This is a genomic window from Bradyrhizobium sp. 23AC (assembly GCF_054863025.1).
In genome coordinates this window covers 159,442-178,960 of the sequence record NZ_JAVAYN010000010.1, presented here as the reverse complement: position 1 = coordinate 178,960, position 19,519 = coordinate 159,442, and the positions used below count along the sequence as shown (strand labels likewise).

Sequence of the window (19,519 nt, the reverse complement as noted above, 5' to 3'; positions counted from 1 at the left end):
GTCTGGCCGGGTCTGCAGTTCACCCAGGCGTCACCGTCCCGCGAGGGAAGCTAAACCTGCAAGGCTCAATCGTACCGACACCAAACCTCGTGCCGCGTCGTAAGCCGGTGACCTCCGACAATCCATCTGTGGATCGGCACATCGAGGATTGGTCATGACCAGAACCCCCGTTGAATTCGTTGCGGGCGACATCTCCGCGCTCGCGAAATCTCTGCGCGCCCAGCTTCTGGAGCGCACGTCGCCGCCCGGTCACGTCGAGCTGCTCAACATTCTTGCACGTGCGACAGGGCACAGGAACTATCAGCATTTCCGCGCGCGTGCGGTCGGCACTGCCGTGGATGACCGCGGCACGCCGGCACCACAAGTCGATGCGGTCGATTTGAAGCGCGTGCAGCGCGCCGCGCGCCATTTCGACGACCATGGCAGGCTGTTGCGTTGGCCGGCCCGCCACAGCCTGCAGCAGTTGAGCCTCTGGGTGTTGTGGGCCGGCTTCCCGCCGCGGTGCAGTCTGGCCGAGGCGCAAGTGAAGACGTTGTTGAGCCGTCAGCACGCTTTCGCCGATGATGCCTTGCTCCGCCGCGCGCTGTGCGATCACGGCCTGGTCTCCCGCACGGCCGACGGGCGCGCGTATCGCCGGATCGAGCGTCGGCCTCCGATGGAGGCCGCAGCGCTTCTGCGCCACCTCAAGGCCATCGCATCCGGACGACCGGAAGCTGCGACATGACCGCAAATCCGGACGCATTGCCGCTCGCCGGGCGAACGCGTTTCCCTGCACCGCCATCGCATCGAGGACCGCCATGAAGGCAACACTGCTCAGATCTGAAGACTATACTCGCTCGCCCTGGAAGAATGGCGGCGGCATCTTCACCGATATCGCGGATGCACATCGCGCTGACGCAGCGGTGAAGGACTGGAGCAGTCTGCTCTGGCGCTTTGCGAGTACGCCGATCGTGGCGCCCGGTCCCTTCTCCCATATGCCGGGCATCGACCGCTTGCAGATGGTCGTCAGTGGGCGCGGGCTGGTGCTCAAGGCCCCGGGCCAGGAATTCGACGAGCGTGAACCTTTTACGACCGTGCGCTTCACCGGCGAGCTCGAGATCGTGACGGAGCTTCAGGCCGGGCCGGTCGAGGTCGTCAACCTGATGGCGCGGCGCGGTGCGGTGGAGATCGAGCTCGAAGCGCTCAGGGAAGCCGGCGATCGACCGTTGCGTGCCGGCACGCATCTGGTTTACGCACCGCACGGTGATTGCCGCATCCGCCTCGATGGAGAGGATCTTGCCATCCCTGGCAAGGGCACGCTCAGGATCGAATTGACCGAGGCATCGAGGCTCGCGCTCGTTTCGGGTCCGGCGTTGCTGGGGTCGATCCGGATCGTCGGTTAAGGGCGACAGCCCTGGCAGCCCGATGCGCACAATCCATGCAACTGGCTAGGTTGACGCGGCGGAGCCGGGGCACGATATCTGCCCTGATGCAGACCGCCGTGAAGGGCAAGACATGACCGCGCAAGACAACCACGCCCCCGCCACGCAGGTCGACGGTGTCGTCGACTGGCTGACCAACGGCACGCGCGACGAGCGCTTCATCGACAATATCTTCGCCGACATGTGCATCCGTCTCCAGCAGGCGGGCATTCCGCTGAAGCGGTCGACGCTCCATGTCCTGATCCACCATCCGCAATGGCTTGGCGCCCGGTTCATGTGGTCCGACGGCATGCGCGAGGCGGAGATCGCGCGGGTGGATTATGACGTCCGCGAGCGGTCGGAATTCATCGGCAGTCCCGCCAACGAAATGCAGGACGGCGCCAGCGAGGTGCGCGAGAATCTCGAGCGCGATCCCTCGCTCGGCCGCAAGCACGCCCTGTATGACGAGATGCGCGAAAAGGGCCTGACCGACTATGTGGCCTGGCCGCTCTACCACACGCTCGGCAAGCGGCATCTCATCACCTTCGCGACCGACCGTCCCGGCGGCTTCGAGGATTCGCATATCGCCGCGCTCAAGAGGCTCCTGCCGGTGCTGGCGCTGGTCAGCGAGATCCGCATCAAGAACCGGCTGGCCCGAACCCTGCTGGAGACCTATGTCGGCTCCCATGCCGGCCAGCTGATCCTCGCCGGCGCCACCAGGCGCGGCAGCGGCACGACGGTGCGCGCCGCGATCATGATCTGTGACCTCAGGGACTTTACCAAGATCTCCGACAATTGGCCGCGCGACGACGTCATCGACCTGCTCAACGACTATTTCGACGCGATGTCCGAGCCGATCGCGCGGCACGGCGGCGAGATCCTGAAGTTCATCGGCGACGGCCTGCTCGCCATCTTCCCGCTTCAAGAGCCCGATGCCTGCGCGAACCTGCTTCACGCCGTGACCGAGGCCCGTCAGGCCATGACCGCGCTGAACGAGCGGAACCGTGCGACCAGCCGCGCGCCGCTGAACTACGGCATCGGCGTCCATGTCGGCGATGTCATGTACGGCAATATCGGCTCAACCAGCCGGCTCGACTTCACCGTAATCGGCCCCGCCGTCAACATGGCCTCCCGCCTCGAAGCCCTTACCAAGCAGCTCGGTCGAACGGTGCTGCTGTCACGCGACTTTGCGGAGCTGGTGGAGGAGAAGTTCGAGCTGGAGCACGTCGGCAAGCACGAGGTCCGCGGCTTCAGCGATCCGATCGAGCTGTTCGCGTATCACGGGTAGGGCGACTGCCCCACCCAGGACGAATTGCCAGCGGCGCATCTATTTGCGGTTCGCTCCGGTGGAGCCCGAGTTCGGCATCGCCTGCTGGCCGCCCTGGGTTTGCCTGGGATCATACAGCCCCGGCTCGCGGTCCAGGGGGCGGAGGTCGAGCCGAGGCCGCCATTCGCCGGAACTGTGAGACCCGGTGCAGGCCAAGGCCCTGGGGTGGCACGCCGTCACGCCCACGCGGACCAACGATCCTGCTCTTCCTGGTGCGCGTGCTCGTTCAGCCGTTCGGCGATCTGGTCCGCAATCTGCTCCGATTCCGCCGAGGCGACGGGCTCGCCCTTGCGTGTCATGAGCTTGTCCTTGTCTGCCTCGATCGGGAAGTCGTCAGGCTTCAGTTCGTCATCCTTGCTCATGGCGCGCCTCACCGTGTCTGATGTCGGAAGAACACGTCTGAAGGCTGATCGTTGCCTGGACGATTAAACTCCCGACCGACGAATGGACGGGCGGCTCGCGTTTGGGCACTGTCAGCACGATCCCGGTGTCAGGCGCCGCCGTCAGCCTTGGGAAGCCCCTATTGCCGATGCAGGATTGTACGAATAGGCTTCCGCCCCGAAGACACCCAAACGGTCCTTCAAATCGGCCGCACGTTCATGCCCAAATTCCTTCGCATCGGAGTCCTTCAGTCCAACGTATCCGGCTACACGTCGAAGGCGTGGTGCGTTCGGCGCGTCGGCTCGGCGGTGTTCCTGAAGTGGGGTGCCGTTGAGGTGCAGGGCGCCGGCGATGGACGAAGGGTCTACTGGACGCGTCTGCCGCAGGAGAAGACAGTTCGCTGCGGCACGACGCAGCGCGCCCAGGACTACGCCAAAGCCGCCATCGCCCGGCGCCGCAGCCACCGCTACGAGCCGCTGGCCGGACCGATCGCGCTCCGGCGCCGATCCGCCGAGCGGAGCGCGGAACTCAAGCAGGCACTCGCCACCATCCTGATCGTCGATATCGTCCGCTCCACCGAAAAGGCGGCAAAGCTCGGCGATGCGCGTTGGACCAAGGTCATGGGCCACTATTACGCGGCCGTGCGCAAGGAGCTGAAGAGTACGCGTGGCAAGGAAGTGGTGACGACCGGTGACGGCGTGCTGGCGACATTCAAGGCGCCGGCTTCCGGCGTCCGCTGCGCGACCGCGATTCAAAAGGCCGTGCGCACGCTGGGGCTCGACATCAGGGTCGGGCTGCATGCGGGCGAGTACAGTGTGAGCGGGGGCGAGATGGTCGGTCTCGCGTTTCACATCGGCACCCGCGTCGCCGCCAAAGCGCGCGCCGGCGAAGTCCTGGTCTCGAGCGCGGTCAAGGACCTGATGGCGCAGTCGGAGATCCGCTTCAGGGATCACGGCGTGCATCAGCTCAAGGGCGTGCCGGAGCGGTGGCGGCTGTTTCGGGTGGAGGATTGAAGGGATCGAGGCCTATCTGTTCAGATCGGTCCGGTCGCATTTGGGGCATCGTCCGTCCGCGGCGGCGGCGAGTTGGTGGCCGATCTCTTCCCTGAGAGCGTCTGCCTCGAAGGCCGTGCCGTCGCTCCTGAGGATTCGCTTGGCGCGTTCGTAGGCATGGCTCTCGGCGGCGTCGTCGCCGACGCGAACGACCACCTCATCGTGGAATGGGCAGACCGTGGTCGCCCGGGTGGTTTCGAGCGCGTAGCGCACCACTGCGGTCAGATCGTCGACGTTGGCGGACATCATGGCTGCTCTCCTGATCGAGGCGGTCCCGTTTCCCGCGGAGGGTCATACCCTCGGCCGTGTTGGGGTCAGGCGACAAGGGGGACGTCAATCAGCCCCGGCTTCCTTGGAAGCACCGAGGCCGGTTGCGTGTTCTGCTCAGGGCTGCGCCATCCAACCCGCGGTTCTTGCCCTGGTTCCATCGAAGCCGCTCGTGCCGAGCCGGCTCCCGGGGCGCGGTCGGTTTGGCACCGTCTTGCGAAGCGGTGCCCGGAGTGCCTAGGAGTCCGGGCTCCACTTCGTTCGGCACCGGAGCAGGAGCGCGCCCGATGTCACGCAGAGCATAGGCGTGAGCAGGCCCTTTGCATTGACCCATCTCAAACACGGGGAGGGCCCCTAGGGAATCATCCGCAATTTCGCCGGCCGCGGTTCGGGTGCATGAATAGAGACATGCAGCGCCAGATCCTCTTCAGGTGCCCGCGCACCGGCATAAACGTCCAGCATCGGATCGATGACGCGCGGCCCGAGAGCTTCGAGCCGGCGGACAGCTATGTGTCCGTGAGGTGCCCGGCCTGCATGTCGCTGCACTTCGCCAACAGCACCACCGGTAAGCTGCTGGGTGAGCGAAGCGCGCAGCCCGTCCCGATGCCGCGTTCCGCCTGATCCGTCCGCGTCGATTGTGCAGCGACGTGGCGGGCGGGCAACCGTCAATGGATCGCCGCGTACATGATGGATTCCTCGGTCGCCTCCAGCGCGGAAAACTCCTCGACGACCTTGCCTTGCCTGCAAACGAGGATTCGGTCCGACAGCGCCATGATCTCCGGCAGGTAGGAGGAGATCACGACCACCGCCTTGCCTTTGTCGGCCAGCGAATTGATCAGCTCGTGAATCTCGACGATGGCACCGACATCGACGCCCCGCGTCGGTTCGTCGAATATGATCAGCTCCGGATCCTGGATCAGCGATTTGGCGATCACGACCTTCTGCTGGTTGCCGCCGGACAATTCGACGACCTTGGCCTCGTCGCCGATGGCGCGCACCTTGAGTCGCTCGATCCAGGACTTTCCGGTCGCCGTGCTTTCGCGGCGTGACAGCCATGTGCGTCCTTTGGGAAACTTGGCGAGCAGGCCGAGATAGATGTTGCGCGCAATGGATGCGGTCTCGAAGAATCCTTCGACCTTGCGGTCCTCCGTCACGTAGGCGATGCCGGCCTGCACGGCGGGCGCAGGGACGCGGTAGCGGACCGGCTTATCGTCGAGGATCACCTCGCCGCCGTGGAAGAAGTCGCGCTTCATGACGCCTGCGACGATCTTGAACGTCTCGGTGCGTCCCGCGCCGACGAGACCGAAGACGCCGGTGATTTGACCGGCAAACACCGACAGCGAGTTGTTCTTCACCATCGGCGCCATCTTCAGGTTCTGCACCGTCAGCACCCGCTTGCCCGAAGGCCGCACCTTCGCCTTGCGCGCGCCGTAGAGCGTGTTGGAGAGGTCCCGCCCCACCATCGCCTGGACGATGCGCGCCCGATCGAAGCGGGAGGCGTCGTCGGTCACGACATGCTTGCCGTCGCGCAGCACCGTGATGCGGTCGGCGAGCAGCAGCGCCTCTTCGAGGGCATGCGAGATGAAGATGATGGAGACGCCGCGCTTCTTCAGGTCCTTGACTAGGTCGAAGAAGTACTTCTTCTCCTCCGGCGTCAGCGTTGCCGTCGGTTCGTCGAAGATGATCACCTTGGCCTTGTGCAGGACCGCGCGTGCGATCTCGACCATCTGTTTCTTGGCCGCCCCTAACCCACCGACCGTCGCGGTGGGCGTCACGTCGAAGTTGAGAGATTGCAGGAATTGCTGGGCCGCGATGTAGATGCCGCGCAGGCGATTGTAGAATTTCTCCCGACCGAGAAACAGGTTCTGCGCCACCGTCATCGTCGGCACCAGGCTGTTCTCCTGGAACACCATGGCGATGCCGAGGTTGCGCGCCTCCAGCGGAGTCCTTGGGGTGACATCGACGCCGTCAACCGTCATGCCGCCGGAGGTCAGCGTCACGACGCCGGCCATGACCTTGGTCAGCGTCGATTTGCCCGCGCCGTTTTCGCCGACCAGCGCGTGGATTTCGCCGCGCCGAAGATCGAAATCGACGCCGTCGATGGCCGGCACGCCGGCGTAAAGCTTGGTCGCCTTCGACAGCGACAGGACGAGGTCGTTCATGTGCGGGCCTCCTCGCCGAGTGATGCCAGCGGCAACCTGATGACGCGCCCGGGGCCCTTTGCGATCATGACGAGGTCGTTGCCGGCTTCCACGGCGGCGACGATGCCGTGGTTGACGCCGTCGGCCCTGCTGTGGAGCGAGTAGCGTGGAAGGCGGTCGGCTCCGAGCCGGATGATGAGACCGTACGACCGCGGCGGCGCCCAGGGCTTCATCACGCCCATGGTTTTGATGTGCGCGCCCTGCAACGGCTCCTTGAAGGAGTGGCCCGAGCGCAGGCGTGGCGCCACCCAAAACTCCGGGTCGATCTCTGCGATCATGCGGCGGCGATAGGCCGGCTCGCGGAGCACGAACTCGACCAGCTGGGTGCGCGCGGTGAATGCGGTGAGCCAGAAGCCGCCGCCGCTCGCCGGCGAAAGCCGGGACGGGTAGACGGGGAGGTGACGCAGCAGATCGTTGCGGGTTCCGTCCGGCGAGATCGAGACCAGGCGATGCCGCCAGCTTTCGCTGACGAGCACGGCGCCGTTGCTCGCAATGGCGCCGAAAGCGTAACCCAATCCGGCGGCAAGCTCACTGATCGTGCCTGTCCTCGGATCGAGCCGCAGCACCCGGCCGGTCTTGCCGAGCTCCATCAGGTCGCGCGCCCAGTCGCCGACACCGCGCAACGACGATCCATCGGTCGCGATCAACGCCCCGTCGGCTGCGGGCGCCAGCGCATTGACGGCGTGCAGCCCCTGCGTAAAGGCGGCCCTGGGCGTCTCGGCCGCGGCGTTGTCGTAGAGCCGGACCTCGGTGCCGCCGAGGGCGACCGCAAGGCCTCCACCAGGCAGGGATGCCAGCGCCGAGATCGGCCGCTCGAACGTGCGAACCGTCGTCGCCGCATGTCCGCTCAGACGCGTCAGCCGCGCGCCGTCGGCAATGAGCAGCGATGTGCCGTCGGTGGCGAGATCCTCCGGCGCGTCGCATTCGAGCAGGATCTCCGCCTGCTCGAGCGCTTGGTTCGGCTTCAACGCCCCGTCGAACGACGGCACGGTGATGGCCGCCTCACCACGGCCGAGGAAACGGTTGGCGAATTCGCGCACGGCGGCGATCATGACGACTTCCTCCAGCGCTTGTCGTACTGCACGAAGTCGGGATCGGCATTGTCGAGCTTGAAGCGGCCGATTCGGTTGTTGGCGATGCCGCCGAGATAGAGATAGCCGCGATGCTCGCGCATCGAGGTGATCATGGGATGATTGAGGCCCTTGAGGTCCCAGAACGATTCCAGGATCTTGCCCTGCTCGTTGAACTTGACGACGCATCCGGTATTGATGTTCGGAAACAGCCATTCATCGACCGGCACGCGCTTGGCCATGCGCCGGCGGAAGCCCGGCATCTTCCAGGCGAGATCCAGTGACGGACTGCGCATGCCGACCAGCGCCAGCCAGTAATTGCCGTCCGAGGCAAGGTTGATGTTGTCAGGATAGCCCGGCAGATTGTCCATGACGATCTCGACGTCGCCCTTCTTCGGTCCGGCGAACCAATGCCGCTTGATCGAGCAGCCGAACGTCTCCGCGAACAGGATGGATTGCCCGTCGCTGGCGACCGCGACGCCGTTAGGGAATTTGAGGCCGCGCAGCGCGGTGTGGGTGGTGCCGGTCTTGGTGTCGTAGCAGATGATGCGGCCGTTGCCGCGGGCTTCCAGCCCGTCGACCGGCCATTCGTCCATCTCGTAGCGCACAGTCGCCTCGGAGAAGAAGATCAGTCCGTCGTCGGTGATGTCCAGATCGTCGGCGAGCCGCAGGCGGCTGTCGTCGTTCACGGAGTGGATGCTGCGATTGGTCTCGTCCGTGGCCTTCTCCACGGTCCCGTCGGGCTTGATGCGATAGAGGCCCATGCCGCCGATGCAGACATAGAGATTATCTTCTTTGTCGAACGCCATGCCGAGCGGCTGGCCGCCGATATGCGCGAACACTTCCATCCGTTCGTAATCGGGCGGAAAGAAGCGGATGATGTCGCCGTGCCGCGATCCCGCGTAGAGCACGTCGTTGCGGTCGAGGATCACGTCCTCGGGCGCCTCGATCCGGCCGAGCCCGATCAGCGAGACGTCGCGCAACCTGTCGTTCTGCTCGAACGGCCCGCCGCTTCCGATCTCGGTCGGCGGCGGAGGCGGCAGCGCGTGATAGGTCGGGGCGACATAGACCTTGCTGATGATGCGGGTGCGGTTCTTCTGCCAGCGGATGTCGACCATCGCCGCCGCCAGCAGGATCGTCGCCAGCGCCATGCGGTTGACGCCGCCGCGCGCATTCATGGCGGTCAGGCCGTTGGTGACGAGGAGAACGATGAGCACGCCGACCATGGATTTGACGACCGACCCCTTGCCGCCGCCGAGCGTGATGCCGCCGAGCACGGTCGCCGTCAGCACGATCACCTCTAAGCCGACGCCGATATCGCCGCCGACCGTGCCGAGCCGGGCCGCGAAGAACAGCGCGCCGATGCTGGTCAGCACGCCGCTCGCGACGTAGCAGAGCGCGATTGTGCGGCGGACGGGAATGCCGGAATTGTAGGCCGAGCGCCGCGAACCGCCGATCGCGGTGATGTGCCAGCCCGGCCGCAGCCGCGTCAGGAAGACGTGGCCGAAGATCGCAATCACGATGTAGACCAGGGCGACGCTGGGAATGCCGAACACGCTCCCGCCGCCGATGAAATCCCAGGACGGAATGTCCGGGAAGGCCGACGCGATGGCGTTGGAGTACCGTTGAATCAACAAATCGTACGCCGAGCGGTAGATGATCAGCGTGATCAGCGTGGTGATGAAGGCACGCAGCCTGAGATACCCGATCAGCACGCCGTTGACGGCGCCGAGCAACCCGCCAACGATCATGGTGACCACCACCACGGCGGGCACCGGCCAGTTGAGCACGTCGAGCAGATAGAGCGCGCAGAAATCCGTCAGCGCGAAAATCGATCCGACCGAGAGATCGATGCCGCCGACGATGACGACGAGCGCCATGCCGAGACCGATGAAGCCGATTTCGCCGGCCTGCCGCGCGGTGTCGGCGAGGCTCGCCGGGGACAGGAAGTGCTCGAGCGAGCGGCTGAGCGCGAAGCCGACGATCAGGAGCAGGATCACCGGAATGGCGGTTTCGGTCCAGCGTTTGGACAGGATCTCGCCGAGGAGATGGTCCGGCCAGTAGCGATATCGGAGCCTGGTCAGTGTCTCGCGCATCTGCCTTCCGCTGATTCCATGAGCAAGGTTGCGCGCTCCGCACCCGGAGCGACGGAACGCGCAGCTTTAGTGTGCGATCACTTCTTGAGATCGGAGAGATTCCAGCACGCCGTCTGGGTATCGGCGTTTTCTTTCGTGATCGGGATCAGCGTGGTGTATTCCGAGCCCTTGACCGAACCGGGCTTGGCGCCCGACGACAACAGCCATTTGATCGTGCCGGCCATCTGCGCGGCCTGCGTCGGCACGTCGTAGCTCATGTTGAGATCGAACGAGCCGTTCTTGACGAGCTCGCATGCCCCCTTGCGCTCTCCGCCGCCCGAGGTCGCCAGGAACACCTTGCCGGTCAGGCCGGCTTCCTTGATCGCGGCGGCGGTGCCGATGTCCATGCCGTCCCAGAAGCCGACGATGCCGCAGAGATCCGGGTTTTGCTTCAGCACCGTCTGGGTGATCGCCTTGGCCTTGGCGGCATCCCAATCGGCGGCCTGGCTGGAGACGACCTTGATCTCGGGATGCTTGGCGAGGATGTTCTCGACGCCCTTGAGCGTATAGGCGCTGGCCGCCGCGGAGAGCGCGCCCTGGATGATGGCGATCTTGTTGGACTTGCCCTGGCAGGCCTTCACCACGCCTTCGGTCTGGCGCTCGCCGATCTCGATCCAGTTGGCGCCGACGAAGGCCGAGCTGCGGTAGGCCGAGCCCATGTTGATCTGGATGACGTAGATGCCTTCGTTCTCGGCGCGCTGCAGCAGCTTGGCGTAGGTCTGGACGTCGGGATTGTGGATCACCATCACCGCCGGCTTCTCCGAGATCAGCGAGGTGACGGCTTGCGCGCCGGCGTTCGTATTCCAGTTGGGATCACGAATCACGAACTTGACGCCGAACGGCTCGAGCTCCTTCTTGAGGCCGGCGTACCAGCCTTCGGTCAGGTCGAAGTTCATCGCGACCGGCACGTAGGCGACGGTCTTGCCGGCGAGCGCTTCGCGGAAAGGCTTCTGGAACGGCTCGTCGAGGCCCTGCTGGGCGACGGCCGGAGCGGTGCTGGCTGAAAGCGCCAATGCGGCGATGCTTCCAAACGCGAATTTATGAACGCAGGCCATTGTCTTCCTCCTTGTTGGATACGCGTTTTTTCAGGCAGATCAGATGTCGCCCTGTTGGGCCGTTTCTTCGTTTCGTGGATTGAGCAGCGTGTCCGTGATCACCGCGATCAGGAGCACCAGGCCCTTGATGAGGTTCTGGCCGGCATAGGGGATGTTGAGGATCGTCATTCCGTTCAGCATCGTTCCGATCAGGAGCGTGCCGATGATGACGTTGACGACCCCGCCGCGCCCGCCCGACAGGCCGATGCCGCCGAGCACGACGACGAGGATGACGTCGTAGATCAGCGTCGAATTGAAGATCCGGGTGGGCATGGAGTTGACGGACGCCGCCAGCACGAGGCCGGCAAAGCAGCCGATCAGCGCCGCGAGGACATATTGCAGCACGATGATGGGCCGCGACGGGATGCCGGTCACGCGCGAGGCGAACGGGTTGTCGCCGATCGCGTAGATGTAGGCGCCCCAGCGCGTCTTGCGCAGCAGAATGAAAACCACGACGCAGGCGATCGCGAACATGACGATCGAGGTGGGAATGCCGAGGATGCTGCCCTGGCCGAGCCGCTCGAACCCGGCCATGCCCTCGCTCCATTGCACGACGTCGAGCTGGAAGAGGGCGGCCTGGCCGAGACCGGCGACGAACAGGCCGGTCGCCAGCGTCGCGAACAAGGGCGGCACTTCAGCATAGGCGATGAGCCAGCCGTTGACGAGACCGATCGCGATCGACAGCAGGCCGGCCGCGAGCAGCGAGGCAGGCAGCGAATGCCCGTTCTGCACCATCTGCAGCACGAGGCCGCCGGGGACCGCGAGCGCCGCGATCAGCGACAGGTCGATGCCGCGGCCGATCACGACGATCGCCATGGCCAGGCCGAGGATGCCGAGCACCGCCACGTTCTGCAGCAATGTCAGCATGTTGTCGGCGGAGAGAAAGCCGCTGAGGAAGACCGAGAAGGTCAGGAAAAGTGCAGCGAAGACCGCAAACACGATCTCCTGTTGGCTGATCCGAATGCGCTTCATCGCTTGCCATCCCCGGATCGGCATCGCGCGTGCGGGATCGCCGTCTCCGCGCGCGCTTGCCTCCCCTCGTCCCAAATTTCGTTTTGCGCTTGATAGGCGAGAGACCTCAAGGTGGCTTGCGTCAACGCGCAAACCTTTTGCGTTGGCGCGCAAAGAGTCTTGCGCGAAGCTGACAGGAACCTAAGATCGGCCGGCAGCTTTTGTGCGCTGCACAGATATATCTCGACGTAACGGGCCGCCGATGGATCTCGTGTTTACGACCGAGGAGCTAGATCCCGCCAAGCGCTTCGCTGCCTGGCAGGATGCAATCTGCGATCACTACGTCCATGTCGACGTGAACGCGGTGAAGCCGGCCGATTATCAGGGCTTTATCCGCGAGGCGCAATTCGGCCCGGTCACGATGAGCGACGTCTTCCTGTCGGAGCAGCGGATATCGCGGCGCGAGCGGCACATCGCAAAGCTCGACAAGGATTGTTACTACGTCCAGTTTCTGCAACAGGGCAGCATGGACGTGCTCCAGGCCGGCCAGACCCTGGTGACCAGCCCGGGCACCGGCGCGATCTTTTCGGCCTCCGACGCCTACGATCTCGAATGCTCGGACCGATTCCGGTCGTTGTATCTGGAGATCCCGCGCAAGGAATTCTCGTCGCGCTTCGCCGAAGGAAAGATGCCGTCGGCGGCGACGATCGCGACGGGACGGGGCTTGGGGCGGATCGCCGCCGAATTCTGCGCGCTGCTCGCCTCGGAGGCGTCAAGCCTGGAGGAGACGGCGCGAACCCGGCTCGGTCACGAGCTGATGGACGTTCTGGCGCTTGCGCTCGACATGGGCGACAAGGACGAGTTCTCGGAGGACGCGACGGCCCGAAACGCGCGCCTGCGCTCGGTCAAGGCCTGGATCGAGGAGCACCTGACCGATCCGGATCTGCCGCTGGAGAAGATTGCCAGGAGCAACGGCGTCTCGCTCCGCCATCTGCACTACCTGTTTCGATCGACCGAGATGTCGGTGTCCGAATGGATCCTCAACCGTCGCCTGCAACGTTGCCACGACGCGCTGATGCGCCCGGAGCTGCGCGCGCTGTCGGTGACCGAGATCGCCTATCGGCTGGGCTTCAGCAGCTCATCGCATTTCAGCACCGTCTTTCGCCGGAAGTTCGGCCACAGCCCGTCCGAGCTGCGCCGGCGGCAGATGACGTCGATCGATTAGGGCGGGGCGCGCCGGTGATGACGTTCGGCGGCAACCAGGCCCGGCAGGCGGCCAGCCCGCGCGTCCTATTTCTCCACCGCCCCCGACCAGTCCTTGAAGCCGCCGACGTTATAGACCTTCTCGTAGCCCATATCCTTCAGCAGCTTGCCCGCCAGCGCCGATCGGCCGCCGGACGCGCAGTAGAGAATGACGGTCTTGCTCTTGTCGAACGCCTTGTCGTGATAGGGCGACTCCGGGTCCGCGCGAAACTCCAGCATCCCGCGCGAGACATGCACGGCCCCCGCGATCTTGCCGCTGGCCGCAACCTCCGGCGCGTCGCGAACGTCGACGACCAGCGTGTTGCCGCTCTTGATCATGTCAGTGGCCTGTTCCGACGTGATCTTGGGCACCGCCGCGTTGGCGGCTTCGAGCATTTGCTTGACGCTGGTGGGCATGGGTTGTCTCCGTTGGTGGCCTCGCGGGGAGGATAGCACATTGGCCGCGCTTCGCCTCCCTCTGTTGGAGGAGCATGCTCTGTTTGATCATGCGCTCATTCCGCGCCCAATATCGCGCGAGCCAGCTCCGACGGGTTTTCGACAGCCGAGAAGTGGCCGGTATTCTTGAGCGTCACCGGCTGCGCGTTGGGAATGAGAGACCGTGTGCGCTCGCGCTCGTCGGGCCGAGACCAATCGCTGTCGCCATAGATGAGCGTCACCGGCGCCGAAATCTGCCGATAGTAGTCGCGGGCCGTGCTCCAGGATCGCCATCCCGCCAGCACCTTGCGTGCGGCCCGCTTGTAGCCCGGGCGATGGGCCACCTTGTCGAACTCGGCGAGCAGATCGGCCGGCAGCTTGCGCGGGTCGTGATACCCGCCGCCCATGATCTTGCCGAGAACGATCTTGTTTTCGAGCGACGCGTTGATCGCGCCGAGCACCGGGATCTGCAGACTTCCGATAATGAAGTTCGCGAGCCAGTTGCCACGTCGAATTCCGTCCCCGTAGCGGGTTTCGTAGTCGTAGGGGTTGATTGCATAGACCCGCTTCACCCGGTGTGGGAGAGAGGCCGCCACCGTGAGGGCCAATGCGCCCCCGATCGACTCGCCGACGAGCGTTACATCCGAGAGGTCCAGCGCCTCGATGAAGCGGATGACCGCCTGCCTGAAATAGGGCTCGTTGAAGCTTGCGTCCGGATCGATCGGCGAGTGTCCGTGGCCGGGCAGATCGATGGCGTACACCGTGTGCGACCGGGCGAGGAGAGGCGCAAGGCTGCGAAAATACTCGAGCTGCGTCCGGATCGTATGGAGGAGGAGCAGCGGAGGCCCGCTGCCGGTCTTGTGAAAACGCACACTGAGCGTCTCCGATAATTTGAGCAAACTCGGCCCGGCTTCGCTCACGTCAAGCATCCGGTCTCTCCGTGTTTCGAGGGGGCGGTCGTTCAAGCGGCGGCGGCTTCACGGACCAGCGCGGCTGAGGCATCCAGAAGGGCCCGTGCGAGGTCGGTGTCGTTGACCGCGCGCGCCAGCGTCACGGCGCCCACCATCGTCGCGAGAATGGCCATGGCCTTGTCTCTCGACCCCTTGCCGTCGTCCTTGGCGATGAAGCGGCCGAGCACGTCGAGATGGGCCTTGATGCCCGCTTCGAACTCGGCCTTGACGTCGGGACCCTGCCGGGCGGCATCCGAGCCGAGGGCCACGATCGGACAGCCGTCCATTCTCTCTTCGCGATGATCTGCACTGAGATAGAATCCGATCACCGCGCTGAGCGGATCGTCAGGATTGCGTGCGGCCGCGTCCGACCATCGGCCGGAAGCGCTCTCCAACGCTCGCTTGGAGGCCTCGACCGCCAAGTCCTCCTTGGACGCGAACTGCTTGTAGAAGGCGCCCTGGGTGAGCCCGGCCCCTTCCATCAGATCCTTGAGGCCAATGCCGTCAAAGCCGCGCTCCCTGAAGAGGCGACTTGCCACATTGATCACGGTTTGGCGGTTCTCCGCGGCTTGAACGCGACTGACGCGCATCGTGCTCCTCCATTTGGAATTCAGTCGAAATCTATGTTCAATATAGATGTCGATCGACATCTATCAAGTCGCGGCTGCTGCCTCTCGGATGAGCGGAGGCTTCTCGCGATCACGTTCCCGTCAGGACGCAAATTTAGATTGCGATCGAGCGCTAAGTCAATATAGAGTTCGAACGAAATCTAAATTCCAGAGGAGACCGTCATGAAGAGGGGAATTGCCGTGTTGGCCGGTATTATGATCCCGGCGGGGGTGGCGACGTTCGTCAGTCTTGGCATTTTCGCCCCAAGAGCCTCTGCCGTGAGCGACCCGAGACAGGAGCCGCCGATGGTCAGCCTGGCGACGGCCACGCGGGTGAGCGGATCCGACCGCGGGTTCACGGGCACCATCGGCGCGCGGGTGGAGAGCAATCTCGGCTTTCGCGTCGCCGGCAAGATCGTCGAGCGGTTGGTGAATGTCGGTGAGCAGGTCAAGGCCGGGCAGCCGCTGATGCGGATCGACGAGACCGACCTTCGCCTTGCGTTTGCGGCGAAGCGCAACGCCGTGGCCGCAGCGCGCGCAGTCGTCGTGCAGACGGATGCGGATGAGCGTCGATATGCCAACCTGGTCAACGACGGATGGACGTCCAAACAGCGCTACGAGCAGGCGAAGGCCGCCTCGGACACAGCCAAGGCGCAGCTCGCCGCGGCCGAAGCCGAGGCAGGGGTCGCCGAGAACCAGGCAACCTATTCCATCCTGGTGGCAGACGCGGACGGCACGGTCACGCAGACGCTTGGCGAGCCCGGCCAGGTGGTCTCGGCCGGCCAGACGGTCGTTCGGCTTGCGCAGTCCGGGCCTCGCGAAGCCGTGGTGGCGCTTCCCGAAACGATCCGACCGGCGATCGGCTCGCTCGCCGAGGCCAGCCTGTATGGCAGCGATGGACGCCGTTACGCGGCGCATCTGCGCCAATTGTCGAACTCTGCCGACGCGCAGACCCGGACTTACGAGGCCCGCTACGTGCTCGGCGGCGAGGCGGCAGCAGCACCGCTTGGCGCGACAGTCACCATTCGGCTCGCAAGCCAGGACAGTCAGTCGGAAGTCCAGGTGCCGCTGGGCGCCGTGCTCGATGATGGCAGGACCACCGGCGTCTGGGTGTTCGACAGCGCCAGCTCGACCGTACACTTTCGCCCGATCAAGCTTCTGCGTGTCACCAGCGAAGCGGCCGTCATCTCTGGATCGAGCTCCAGTGATCCGATTGTGTCCCTCGGCGCTCACCTCCTGCACGAGGGCGCTCGCGTCAGGACGGCCACCGACGGCGGGAGCAAATCATGAGCTTCAATCTTTCCGCGGTCGCCGTTCGCGAGCGGGCCGTGAGCCTGTTCTTCATCATCCTGCTGGCGGCCGCAGGCGCCTACGCCTTCTTCATGCTCGGACGGGCCGAGGATCCGTCCTTCACCATCAAGACCCTGACGGTCACGACGGTATGGCCCGGTGCGACGGCACGCGAGATGCAGGACCAGGTCGCCGAACCCCTGGAGAAGCGGATTCAGGAGCTGACCTGGTACGACCGGGTGGAGACGACGACGCGGCCGGGTTATGCCTACATGACGGTGACGCTGAAGGACAGCACGCCACCATCGAGCGTGCAGGAAGAGTTTTATCAGGCGCGCAAGAAGCTCGGAGATGAAGCGCGCAAGCTGCCGACTGGCGTGCTCGGCCCCTTCATCAACGACGAATATTCGGACGTGAGCTTCGCACTCTATGCCCTCAAGGCGAAGGGCATGCCGATGCGTGAGCTCGCCAGGAAGGCGGAGGTGATCCGCCAGGACCTGCTGCACGTGCCCGGCGTCAAGAAGATCAATATCTTCGGCGAACGTCCCGAGCAGATCTTCGTGGAGTTTTCCTATCCCAAGCTGGCAACGCTCGGCGTGTCGGCACAGGATATCGTTGCCGCCTTGCAGCGGCAGAATACGGTGACCCCGGCAGGTTCGATCGACACAAGCGGGCCGCAGGTCTTCATCCGGGTCGACGGCGGTTATGACAGCGTGCAGGCGATCGCCGACACGCCGATCGTTGCGGCGGGACGAACCTTGAAGCTGTCCGACATCGCCGAAGTCCGTCGCGGCTACGAGGATCCTCCCACCTACATCATCCGGCACCAGGGCGAGCCCACGATCATGCTCGCGGCGGTGATGCAGGAGGGCTGGAACGGTCTGGCGCTCGGCAAGGCGTTGGAAGAGAGGTCCGCGGCCATGGCGCGGACGCTGCCGCTCGGGATGACGCTCGACAAGGTGACCGATCAGGCCGTGAACATCACCTCCGCGGTCGACGAGTTCATGATCAAATTCGCAATGGCGCTCGCGGTGGTGCTGCTGGTCAGCCTGCTCAGCCTCGGCTGGCGCGTGGGAATCGTCGTGGCCGCCGCAGTCCCGCTGACGTTGGCCGTCGTGTTCCTCATCATGCTCGAGACGGGCCGGTTCTTCGACCGCATCACGCTCGGCGCCCTCATCCTCGCGCTTGGCCTCCTCGTGGACGACGCCATCATCGCCATCGAGGTGATGGTGGTGAAAATGGAAGAGGGCATGGACCGCCTCAGTGCGGCGGCCTACGCATGGAGCCACACCGCGGCGCCGATGCTCTCGGGCACGCTGGTGACGATCGCGGGATTCCTGCCGGTGGGGTTCGCGCGCTCGACGGCCGGCGAATATGCCGGCAACATCTTCTGGGTCGTCGGGTTCGCTCTCATCGTCTCCTGGATCGTTGCGGTGATCTTCACGCCCTATCTTGGCGTCAAGATGCTGCCCGCGATCGAGCCCGTCGAAGGCGGCCACCACGCGATCTACGACACGCCGAACTACCGGCGTTTGCGGGGGCTCATCACCTTCGCCGTGCGCCACAAATTCCTGACCTGCAGCTTCGTCGTGATCGCTTTCGCGCTGTCCGGCCTCGGCATGGGCGCGGTCAAGCAGCAGTTTTTCCCGACGTCGGATCGCCCCGAGGTTCTCGTCGAGGTTCGCCTGCCGGAAGGCACCAGCATCGAGACGACGACCGCCGCCGTCGAGAAGCTCGAACGCTGGCTGCATGATCAGCCCGAGGCGAAGATCGTCACCAGCTATGTCGGTCAGGGCGCGCCCCGCTTCTTCTTCGCGATGGCGCCGGAGCTCCCCGATCCGGCCTTTGCCAAGCTCGTCGTGCTGACGCCTGACGCCGAGGCGCGCGAGGCTTTGAAGCAGCGGCTCCGGGAGGCGGTATCACACGGTCTTGCCCGAGAAGCGCGCGTGCGGGTCACCCAGCTCGTCTTCGGACCTTACACGCCGTTCCCGGTGGAGTTTCGGGTGATGGGTCCCGATCCCGCGAAACTGTACGCGCTCTCTGAAAAAGCCGTCGAGGTCATGCGTGGCGTTCCCGACGTGCGACAAGCCAATCGCGATTGGGGCAATCGCACACCCGTGCTCCGCTTCATTCCAGATCAGGATCGGCTGAACCTCATCGGCCTCTCGCCGGCGGAAGTCGGGCGGCAGCTCCAGTTCCTTCTGACCGGCATCGCCGTCACGCAGGTCCGCGAGGACATTCGCAATGTCCCGATCGTTGCGCGCAGCGCCGGCGGCGAGCGGCTGGATCCGACACGGTTGGCCGACTTCTCACTGACGAGCCGGGACGGCCGTCTGATTCCGCTCGATCAGATCGGCCATTCGGAAGTCCAGCTCGAAGAGCCGATCCTGAAGCGCCGCGATCGCACCCCGGTCATCACGATTCGTTCGGACATCAATGAGGCGACCCAGCCTCCCGAGGTCTCCAAGGACATCGTGAGAGCGCTTCAGCCGCTGATCGCATCGCTTCCGGCCGGCTATCGCATCGAGACCGGCGGCTCGATCGAGGAGGCGACGAAGGCCAATGACGCGCTGGCGACCATCTTTCCCGCCATGATCGCCGCAACGCTGATCGTCATCATGCTTCAGGTCAGATCATTCTCGATGATGGCCCTCGTCATGCTGACCGCACCGCTTGGTCTCGTCGGCGTCGTGCCGGCGTTGCTGATCTTCAACCAGCCGTTCGGATTCAACGCGATCCTGGGACTGATCGGACTGGCCGGGATCCTGATGCGCAATACCCTGATCCTGACCGAACAGATCAAGGAGAACCGCGCGGCGGGCCTCGACGACTACCACGCCGTCATCGAAGCCACGGTGCAACGTACGAGGCCCGTGATCCTGACCGCGCTTGCCGCCGTGCTGGCGTTCATCCCCCTCACACACTCCGTCTTCTGGGGATCGATGGCCTATACCTTGATCGGCGGCACGGCAGTCGGCACGGTGTTGATCCTGCTCTTTCTGCCCGCGCTCTATGCCGCGTGGTTCCGCATCAAGCCGACTGCGGATGAGAGCCATGAGAGCGCGACGGACAAACCCGAGGTGCGAACGGCAATGGCTGCGGAGTAGGGCGACCTG

Annotated in this window: 18 protein-coding genes; 8 read left to right on the top strand and 10 right to left on the bottom strand. The window is 64.7% G+C overall.

What is annotated here, in order from left to right:
- The first annotated feature begins 154 nt into the window (after positions 1-154).
- The 3 genes from RAD10_RS23700 (at position 155) to RAD10_RS23690 (ending at position 2,688) form a co-directional block, all read left to right on the top strand.
- The gene (locus RAD10_RS23700; protein ID WP_461619443.1) at positions 155-724 is read left to right on the top strand and encodes a DUF2087 domain-containing protein; all 570 of its coding nucleotides are present in this window, start codon (positions 155-157) and stop codon (positions 722-724) included.
- Positions 725-797: 73 nt separating this feature from the next.
- Positions 798-1,382: a HutD/Ves family protein gene (locus RAD10_RS23695; protein ID WP_461619442.1), complete on the top strand. Its 585-nt coding sequence runs from the start codon at positions 798-800 to the stop codon at positions 1,380-1,382.
- Positions 1,383-1,494: 112 nt separating this feature from the next.
- A complete protein-coding gene (locus tag RAD10_RS23690) occupies positions 1,495-2,688 on the top strand; it encodes an adenylate/guanylate cyclase domain-containing protein (RefSeq protein WP_461619441.1) in 1,194 nt (397 codons plus the stop codon).
- Positions 2,689-2,903: 215 nt separating this feature from the next.
- Here the strand turns inward: RAD10_RS23690 and RAD10_RS23685 are convergent, their stop codons facing one another.
- A complete protein-coding gene (locus tag RAD10_RS23685) occupies positions 2,904-3,089 on the bottom strand; it encodes a hypothetical protein (RefSeq protein WP_461619440.1) in 186 nt (61 codons plus the stop codon).
- A 237-nt stretch (positions 3,090-3,326) separates the two neighbouring features.
- Between RAD10_RS23685 and RAD10_RS23680 the strand changes: the two genes are divergently transcribed.
- Entirely contained in the window at positions 3,327-4,121 is a 795-nt protein-coding gene (locus RAD10_RS23680) for an adenylate/guanylate cyclase domain-containing protein (protein ID WP_028142246.1), read from the top strand.
- Positions 4,122-4,133: 12 nt separating this feature from the next.
- Here the strand turns inward: RAD10_RS23680 and RAD10_RS23675 are convergent, their stop codons facing one another.
- On the bottom strand, positions 4,134-4,409 hold the full coding sequence (locus RAD10_RS23675) for a hypothetical protein (protein WP_461619439.1): 276 nt from the start codon (positions 4,407-4,409) through the stop codon (positions 4,134-4,136).
- A 426-nt stretch (positions 4,410-4,835) separates the two neighbouring features.
- Between RAD10_RS23675 and RAD10_RS23670 the strand changes: the two genes are divergently transcribed.
- Positions 4,836-5,048, top strand: a complete 213-nt coding sequence (locus RAD10_RS23670; protein WP_461619438.1) for a hypothetical protein — start codon at positions 4,836-4,838, stop codon at positions 5,046-5,048.
- Positions 5,049-5,092: 44 nt separating this feature from the next.
- On the opposite strand, the gene RAD10_RS23665 is transcribed toward RAD10_RS23670, so the two are convergent.
- From RAD10_RS23665 to RAD10_RS23645, 5 genes are all read right to left on the bottom strand, one after another.
- A complete protein-coding gene (locus RAD10_RS23665; RefSeq protein WP_461619437.1) occupies positions 5,093-6,589 on the bottom strand; it encodes a sugar ABC transporter ATP-binding protein in 1,497 nt (498 codons plus the stop codon).
- Positions 6,586-7,680, bottom strand: a complete 1,095-nt coding sequence (locus RAD10_RS23660; RefSeq protein ID WP_461619436.1) for an NHL repeat-containing protein — start codon at positions 7,678-7,680, stop codon at positions 6,586-6,588. Before RAD10_RS23660 ends, RAD10_RS23665 begins: the two co-directional genes overlap by 4 nt.
- Positions 7,677-9,794, bottom strand: a complete 2,118-nt coding sequence (locus RAD10_RS23655) for an ABC transporter permease (protein WP_461619435.1) — start codon at positions 9,792-9,794, stop codon at positions 7,677-7,679. Before RAD10_RS23655 ends, RAD10_RS23660 begins: the two co-directional genes overlap by 4 nt.
- A gap of 77 nt (positions 9,795-9,871) precedes the next feature.
- Positions 9,872-10,888, bottom strand: a complete 1,017-nt coding sequence (locus tag RAD10_RS23650) for a sugar ABC transporter substrate-binding protein (protein WP_461619434.1) — start codon at positions 10,886-10,888, stop codon at positions 9,872-9,874.
- A 39-nt stretch (positions 10,889-10,927) separates the two neighbouring features.
- Positions 10,928-11,899 (bottom strand): ABC transporter permease, encoded by a 972-nt coding sequence (locus RAD10_RS23645; protein WP_461619433.1) that lies wholly within the window; start codon positions 11,897-11,899, stop codon positions 10,928-10,930.
- Between the two features lie 241 nt (positions 11,900-12,140).
- On the opposite strand from RAD10_RS23645, the gene RAD10_RS23640 reads away from it, so the two are divergent.
- A complete protein-coding gene (locus RAD10_RS23640) occupies positions 12,141-13,103 on the top strand; it encodes a helix-turn-helix domain-containing protein (protein WP_461619432.1) in 963 nt (320 codons plus the stop codon).
- A gap of 65 nt (positions 13,104-13,168) precedes the next feature.
- Here the strand turns inward: RAD10_RS23640 and RAD10_RS23635 are convergent, their stop codons facing one another.
- From RAD10_RS23635 to RAD10_RS23625, 3 genes are all read right to left on the bottom strand, one after another.
- Complete coding sequence (locus tag RAD10_RS23635; RefSeq protein ID WP_461619431.1) at positions 13,169-13,537, bottom strand: rhodanese-like domain-containing protein; 369 nt, start codon at positions 13,535-13,537, stop codon at positions 13,169-13,171.
- A 95-nt stretch (positions 13,538-13,632) separates the two neighbouring features.
- Positions 13,633-14,484, bottom strand: coding sequence for an alpha/beta fold hydrolase (locus RAD10_RS23630; protein WP_461619430.1), 852 nt, complete (start codon positions 14,482-14,484; stop codon positions 13,633-13,635).
- Between the two features lie 32 nt (positions 14,485-14,516).
- Complete coding sequence (locus RAD10_RS23625) at positions 14,517-15,095, bottom strand: TetR/AcrR family transcriptional regulator (protein WP_461619429.1); 579 nt, start codon at positions 15,093-15,095, stop codon at positions 14,517-14,519.
- 201 nt (positions 15,096-15,296) lie between these two features.
- Here RAD10_RS23625 and RAD10_RS23620 point away from each other — a divergent pair, with 201 nt between their 5' ends.
- Both RAD10_RS23620 and RAD10_RS23615 read left to right on the top strand, forming a co-directional pair.
- Positions 15,297-16,403, top strand: a complete 1,107-nt coding sequence (locus RAD10_RS23620; RefSeq protein WP_461619428.1) for an efflux RND transporter periplasmic adaptor subunit — start codon at positions 15,297-15,299, stop codon at positions 16,401-16,403.
- Positions 16,400-19,510, top strand: coding sequence for an efflux RND transporter permease subunit (locus RAD10_RS23615; protein WP_461619427.1), 3,111 nt, complete (start codon positions 16,400-16,402; stop codon positions 19,508-19,510). The genes RAD10_RS23620 and RAD10_RS23615 overlap by 4 nt, the downstream gene beginning before the upstream one ends.
- Positions 19,511-19,519 lie beyond the last annotated feature (9 nt).